The organism is Halorubrum coriense DSM 10284, assembly GCF_000337035.1.
Classification (GTDB): domain Archaea; phylum Halobacteriota; class Halobacteria; order Halobacteriales; family Haloferacaceae; genus Halorubrum; species Halorubrum coriense.
The window spans coordinates 1-5,996 of sequence record NZ_AOJL01000023.1 but is presented as its reverse complement, the minus strand read 5'-3'; the positions used below and the strand labels follow the sequence as shown (position 1 = coordinate 5,996).

At 70.7% G+C, this 5,996-nt stretch carries 5 protein-coding genes and 2 pseudogenes; 3 read left to right on the top strand and 4 right to left on the bottom strand.

Translation table 11 applies throughout. The features are described 5' to 3' along the window. Window positions 1-80, top strand: a pseudogene (locus C464_RS18370) (IS6 family transposase); the annotation flags it as partial. Window positions 81-267: 187 nt separating this feature from the next. Then, entirely contained in the window at window positions 268-1,398 is a 1,131-nt protein-coding gene (locus C464_RS04700) for a M24 family metallopeptidase (RefSeq protein WP_006112423.1), read from the top strand. Window positions 1,399-1,464: 66 nt separating this feature from the next. On the opposite strand, the gene C464_RS04695 is transcribed toward C464_RS04700, so the two are convergent. Continuing rightward, window positions 1,465-2,853, bottom strand: coding sequence for an NAD(P)/FAD-dependent oxidoreductase (locus tag C464_RS04695; protein ID WP_006112421.1), 1,389 nt, complete (start codon window positions 2,851-2,853; stop codon window positions 1,465-1,467). Between the two features lie 199 nt (window positions 2,854-3,052). Between C464_RS04695 and C464_RS04690 the strand changes: the two genes are divergently transcribed. Continuing rightward, a complete protein-coding gene (locus C464_RS04690; RefSeq protein ID WP_006112420.1) occupies window positions 3,053-4,408 on the top strand; it encodes a sodium-dependent transporter in 1,356 nt (451 codons plus the stop codon). A gap of 33 nt (window positions 4,409-4,441) precedes the next feature. On the opposite strand, the gene C464_RS04685 is transcribed toward C464_RS04690, so the two are convergent. The 3 genes and pseudogenes from C464_RS04685 to C464_RS19560 all read right to left on the bottom strand — a co-directional run. Then, a complete protein-coding gene (locus tag C464_RS04685) occupies window positions 4,442-5,098 on the bottom strand; it encodes an AIM24 family protein (protein ID WP_006112419.1) in 657 nt (218 codons plus the stop codon). Window positions 5,099-5,246: 148 nt separating this feature from the next. After that, the gene (locus tag C464_RS04680; protein WP_006112417.1) at window positions 5,247-5,912 is read right to left on the bottom strand and encodes a cytochrome c biogenesis protein CcdA; all 666 of its coding nucleotides are present in this window, start codon (window positions 5,910-5,912) and stop codon (window positions 5,247-5,249) included. After that, a pseudogene (locus C464_RS19560) lies at window positions 5,909-5,996 on the bottom strand (TlpA family protein disulfide reductase); the annotation flags it as partial. The gene C464_RS04680 and the pseudogene C464_RS19560, both read right to left, overlap by 4 nt.

Below are 5,996 nucleotides of genomic sequence, written 5' to 3'. Positions count from 1 at the left end.
ATACATTTAGCCACGCCGAACCAAGTACCGCCGAAAATTGGTTACAAGCGTTCGCCTTCGCATGGAATCAGCTTATCTAAACACTACCCGCGCCGCCCGTCGGAGGCGATCGACGCGATCGATCGGGAGACGGCGGAGCGACGATCGCGGAGCCGACAGCCCTCGACCGGCCGATTCGTTCCGGCTCCCGGCCGATCCGCGCCGGTCGGCGTCCGCGCGCCGACCGGGTTCCGACCGGTTTTACTGACTCGCCGAGAGTCGGGTCGTATGGTCGACCTTGACGCCCGCACGGACAGGCTCGACGCGTACCTCGACGAGCGCGGGCTCGAAGCGGTCTGGTTCGCCCGCCCGAACGGGTTCGCGTGGCTCACCGGCGGCGACAACGTCGTCGACGCCGACGCGACGACCGGCGTCGCCGCCGCCGGCTACGACGGTGAACTCCGCGTGATCGCCGACAACATCGAGGCGGACCGGCTCGCCGACGAGGAGCTCCCGGACGCGTTCGCGGTCGAGTCGTTCCCGTGGCACGCCGACTCGCTCGCGGACGCGGTGGCCGAGCGCTCGCCCGCGCCGGCGGCCGCCGACTTCGACGTTCCGGGGTTCGAGGCCGTCGACGGGAGCCGGCTCCGGCAGCCGCTCACCGACGACGACGTCGAGCGGTACCGCGAGCTGGGCCGCGAGGTCGCCGCCGCGGTCGAGACCGTCTGCCGGAACCTCGAGCCCGAGGACCCGGAGTACGAGGTCGCGGCCGGCATCGACATCTCGCTCGCCTCCCGCGACGTGGACACGCCGGTCGTGCTCGTCGGCGGCGCGGAGCGGGCGCAGGCGTACCGCCACTACACCCCGACCGACGCCGCCCTCGGCGACTACGCGCTCGTGTCGGTCACCGGCGAGCGCGCGGGGCTGTACGCCTCGCTGACGCGCACCGTCGCCTTCGACGCCCCGGACCGGTTCGAGGAGCGGCACCGCGCCGCCGCGCGCGTCGAGGCGACCGCGATCCGAGCCACGGAGGCCGCCGCGGCCGGGGCGCTCTCGGGCGACGACGACGACGGCGAGCCGGACACCGCCGCGGACGTCTTCGCGGCCGTCCGAGAGGCGTACGACGCCGTCGGCTTCCCCGACGAGTGGGAACGGCATCATCAGGGCGGCGCCGCCGGGTTCGCGGGTCGGGAATGGATCGCTACGCCCGACGGCGACGAGCCGGTCCGGCGGCCGATGGGCTACGCGTGGAACCCGACGGTCCGGGGGACGAAGAGCGAGGACACGCACCTCGTCGCGCCGGACCTGACCGAACGGCTCACGAAGACCGGCCGGTGGCCGACCCACGAGGCCGAGCCGGTCGACGTGGCCGGGATCGACGACGATCCGGTCGAGCTGTCGGCGCCCGTCGTTCGGTGAGCGGCGACTCCGAAGAACGCGCCAGTAAAATCGCCGTTCGCGCGCGACGCCGGCCCGAACGCGGCGTCAGTAGACGTACTCGCTCTCGTCGATGCCGACGTACCCCTTCTTCACCCGGCGCTTGTTCCACTTGTAGCCGAGCAGCAGCTTCAGCGACTCCCAGCCGGAGCGGTACGGCTGCGAGAGGAGGTCGTCGCCGGTCTCGGCGGCGAGCATCGCGTCGGCCGCGCCGATGACGCGGTTCCAGTCGGCCGGCTCGTAGTCGGCGACCATGTCCGCCATCGTCACGTTGCGGACGACCTCGTCGCCGATCGCCTCCTTCCAACGGCGGTTGTACGCGGCCAGATCGCCCTCGGCGGCGAGTTCGCCCGCGATGGCACCGGTCCGCACCGCCACGTGGTCGCCGCCCTCGTGGAACGCCGAAGTCGTCCCCATCGCGCCGCCCGTGACCGCGATACCGGCCTCCACGGGCGAGTCGATCGGCCGGGTCGACGAGATCGGGTACGTCTCCGTCCCGCCCCGCTTGCCCGCGTCCTCGACGAGCGGGAAGTCCTCTTCGACGTCGTACTCGTCACCGTACTGCCACTCCAAGAGCCGCCGGACGTACTCGCCGCCCTGCGGGACCGACTCGTCGTCCTCGCGGAGGAGGGCGTACTCCGAGGCGTCGATCTCGTCGATGTCGAGGCCGATCGGCATCGTCAGCCCGACCCGACAGACGCGGTCCGCGTTGGGGAAGACCCACGGGTAGGCGGTCTCGCCCGGCATCACGCCCCACCAGAAGACGAGCGCGTCCTCGACCTCCTCGAACACTTCCTCGGGGACGCGCCGGTACTCCTGATACGCGATGTGGTTCGCGGTCCGAGAGGCCAGCCGCTCGGAGGCCTTCGCGTCCGCGGGCAGGTACTCGTCGAGGACGCGGTTCGTCACCGTCCGCTGCGGCCCGTCGGCGAGGACGACGAAGTCGGCGCCGACGGTGGAGCCGTCCGCGAGCTCGATCGCGTGACGCGGGTCGCCGTCGCCGGGGGTCACCGAGAGGTCCGTGTCGACGCCGCGGACGGAGGTCCCGACGCGGTACTCGGCCCCCGCCTCCTCGGCCCGGTCGCGGAGCCAGTCGTCGAACCGCGCGCGCTGGAAGGTGTACCCGAACTTGTCGTACGAGGAGTCGATCCCGGTCGCGGTGAGCGTCGCCGACTCGTCGGGCCCGCGGAACTCGGCGCGGGTCAGCTCGCGCTGAACGACCCCGTCGTCGAACTCGTCGGGGTGGATCCCCATGATGTCCACCCAGTAATCTAAGATCCCGGCCGCGTCGGTCGAATCGGGGCCGAGGCCGTCGCGGTCGGCCCGGGGGACTCCCTTCTCGACGACCAGGGCGTCCGCCCCGCCGGTCGCGGCCGCGTGCGCCGCGGACGACCCGGCCGGCCCGCCGCCCACGATCGCGACGTCTACGCGTTCCATACCTCGTGAGGTCTCTGTCCGGCTATTAAATTCACGGTCCCCGACGCGGACCTGCCCGCCCGACGACTCGGCGCGGACGCGCGGCGACGCAGGTTCTCGTCGCCGCGACGGTGACCGATTGATCATGTTTGATGATCGGTAGTAAGCGCGCCGGAGAGACACGTTTTTACGGGGGAGAGGGGATTCATCCCGCACACCAATGGCACGCGAGACATGGGCGACGCGAGCGGGGTTCATCCTCGCCGCGGTCGGTAGCGCGGTCGGACTCGGGAACATCTGGCGCTTCCCCTTCATCACCGGCCAGTACGGCGGCTCGTCGTTTCTGATCACGTATCTGGCGTTCGTCGCGCTGATAGGCTTCCCGGCGATCCTCGTCGAGTTCGTCATCGGGCGTCGCACCGAGCGGAACCCCGTCGGCGCGCTGCGGGAACTGGGTAGCGGCGTCTGGTCGTCCGCCGGCTGGCTGTTCGTCGTCACCGGCTTCATCATCCTCTCGTACTACAGCGTCGTCGCGGGCTGGTTCCTCCGGTACACGCTCATCGGGATCACCGAGGGGTTCGCCTTCGCCGACCCGTCGGAGGCGGAGGCGCTGTTCGGAACGGTGGCGACCGGGCTCGACACCCTGGTCTTCCACGCCGCGTTCATGCTGCTCGTGATCGGTATCATCGCGGCCGGCGTCAGGCGCGGGATCGAACTCAGCGTGAAGGTGATGGTCCCCGCCATCCTGGTGTTGCTCCTCGGACTGGCCGCGTACGGCACCACCCTCGACGGCGCGAGCGCGGCGTACGCATACTACCTCTCGCCGGACTTCGGCACGATAGCGGCGAACTGGACCGAGATCCTGCCTGCCGCGGCGGGACAGGCGTTCTTCACGCTCTCGCTCGGCATGGGCGTGATGATCACCTACGCCTCCTACCTCGGCGAGGACCGCAACCTCGCGGCCGACGCCGGGATCATCGCGACGCTCGACACGCTCGTCGCGGTCCTCGTCGGCTTCGTCGTCTTCCCGGTCCTCTTCTCCGTGGGCATCGAGCCGGGGACGGGCGGCCCCGGCGCGATATTCGTGAGCCTCACCGCGGCGTTCGCGGGCATCCCCGGCGGTCGCGTCCTCGGCGTCGTCTTCTTCGGCATGGTCGGTATCGCCGCGCTCTCCTCGGCGATCAGCATCCTCGAAGTGCTCGTCTCCTACCTCATCGACGAGGTCGGCGTCGCGCGGGTCCCGGCGGCGGCCGCGCTCGGAACCGCGGTCTTCCTGCTCGGCGTTCCCGTCACCATCGACTCCATCTTCCTCAGCCTGTACGACCTCCTCGCGGACGGCATCCTGCTCGTGTTGGGGTCGCTGCTGCTCGCGCTGTTCGTCGGCTGGGTCGCACCGGACGTCGGCCGGGAAGAGCTCAAAAAAGGCATCGGCGACGTCGGCGGCCTCGACGACGCGTGGATCTGGATCGTCCGGATCCCGATCGTGATCGTCGTGGTCGTCTCGCTGTACCTCGGGGTCGTCGACTACGCCGGCTTCCTCACCGGCGACTTCGCCGACTGGTTGGCGGCGCGGTAAGCCGGACTCGCAGGTCGGCGTCTCGGTCTCGGCTCAGACGTGCTCTTCTCGCGGCTGGACCACGACGAAGCCGCCGTCGCCGTCGAAGCGCATCTGGTAGCGCTCGCCGGACTCCTGCCCGATCATGTCCGAGAGGCTCCGGTTGACCTCGACGTCCGGGGACGTGCCGCCCCACGCGACGGTCGCGCTCGGGTCGGTCGCCACCGGCGGTTCGAGGACGATCGGGTCGCCGTGGGTGGTGAGCGCGACGTAGCCCGGGCCTTCGAGGTAGACGTTGCTGAAGCCGCCGGCGAGCGCGCCGGCGAGGCTGTCGATGGTGCTGATCTCGTAGGAGAGCGACTCCTCGAACGCGAGCACGTCCTCGCCGTTGACCGTGATCGACTCGCCGGCGTCGAGCTCGACGACCTGTACCTTCTTGCCGTCGTCGGCGAAGTAGACGTGTCCGTCGCCCTCGACGGCCATGATCGGCGTTCCCTCGCCGGTGGCGGCCTCCTTGAGGAAGCCGGTGATGCCGCCCTCGGCGGAGGCCTTCCCGGTGAACGAGACGTCGCCCGTGTACGCGACCATCGAGCCCGCCTTCGCCATGACGGTGCCGGCGACCTCGACGTCGAGGGTGTAGCTGTTCTCGCGCTGGAACGGTTCCGCGCTGTCGGTCGGTGCGTTCTCGGCGGTGAACTGATCGAGATCCATGGTACGGGGACCGAACCGTCTCGGTTCGGCTGTCCGGAGATTCCGCGCAATCGCTTAAGAATCTACGGGAGACGTGGGAGCGGATCCCACGAGTCGGCGGGGGTCCGGCGATCCCGATTTCCGCCAGTCCCGACCGCCGGCCGCGCCGTCAGTACACGACGAGCGCGAGGTACAGCTGTCCGATCCCCGCAACGACCATCACGCCGCCCGCGATCCGCTTCAGCAGCCCGGCGTGGGCCATCACCCGGTTGGCGTTGCTGAGGAGGCCGACGCCGGTCGCGACGGTGGTCGCGGCCATCAGGACGGCGACGGTGCCGGCGTAGGCCCCGAGGACGAGTGTCGCCGTCTCCGCGGGCAGCGCGATGGCGCGGGCCACGACGCCGAGGAACACCGGCGCGACGCAGCCCGCGCCGGCCAGCGCATACCCCGCGCCGAAGAGCCCGAACCCGAACACGCTCGCCCGCCGCTCGGGCAGCGGCACCGATATCGACGGCGCGCGCCCGGCGACGACGAGGAGCCCGAAGACGACGAGGAGTCCGCCGACGAGCGTCTCGAAGACCGTGATGTTCGACAGCGTCGAGTAGCCGACCCGCACGGTGGCCCCAGCGAGCAGCGCGAACGTCGCCAGCACGCCGACCGCGGCCGCGACGCCGCGGGCCCCCGCCCCGACGACCGACGCCGAGTCGGCGTCGACGGAGTTCACGTAGAAGCCGACGTAGCCGGGTAAGAGCGGGTAGGCGCACGGCGAGAAGAACGTCGCGACGCCCGCGGTCACGGCGAACGGGACGTTCGTCGCGAGCGAGACGTCGGTCATCGGTCGAGCGCGCGCTCGACGCCCGCGACGAACTCCTCGGTGGTGTGCGTCCCGGAGGTGGCCCACCGAACGCGCCCGGAGGCG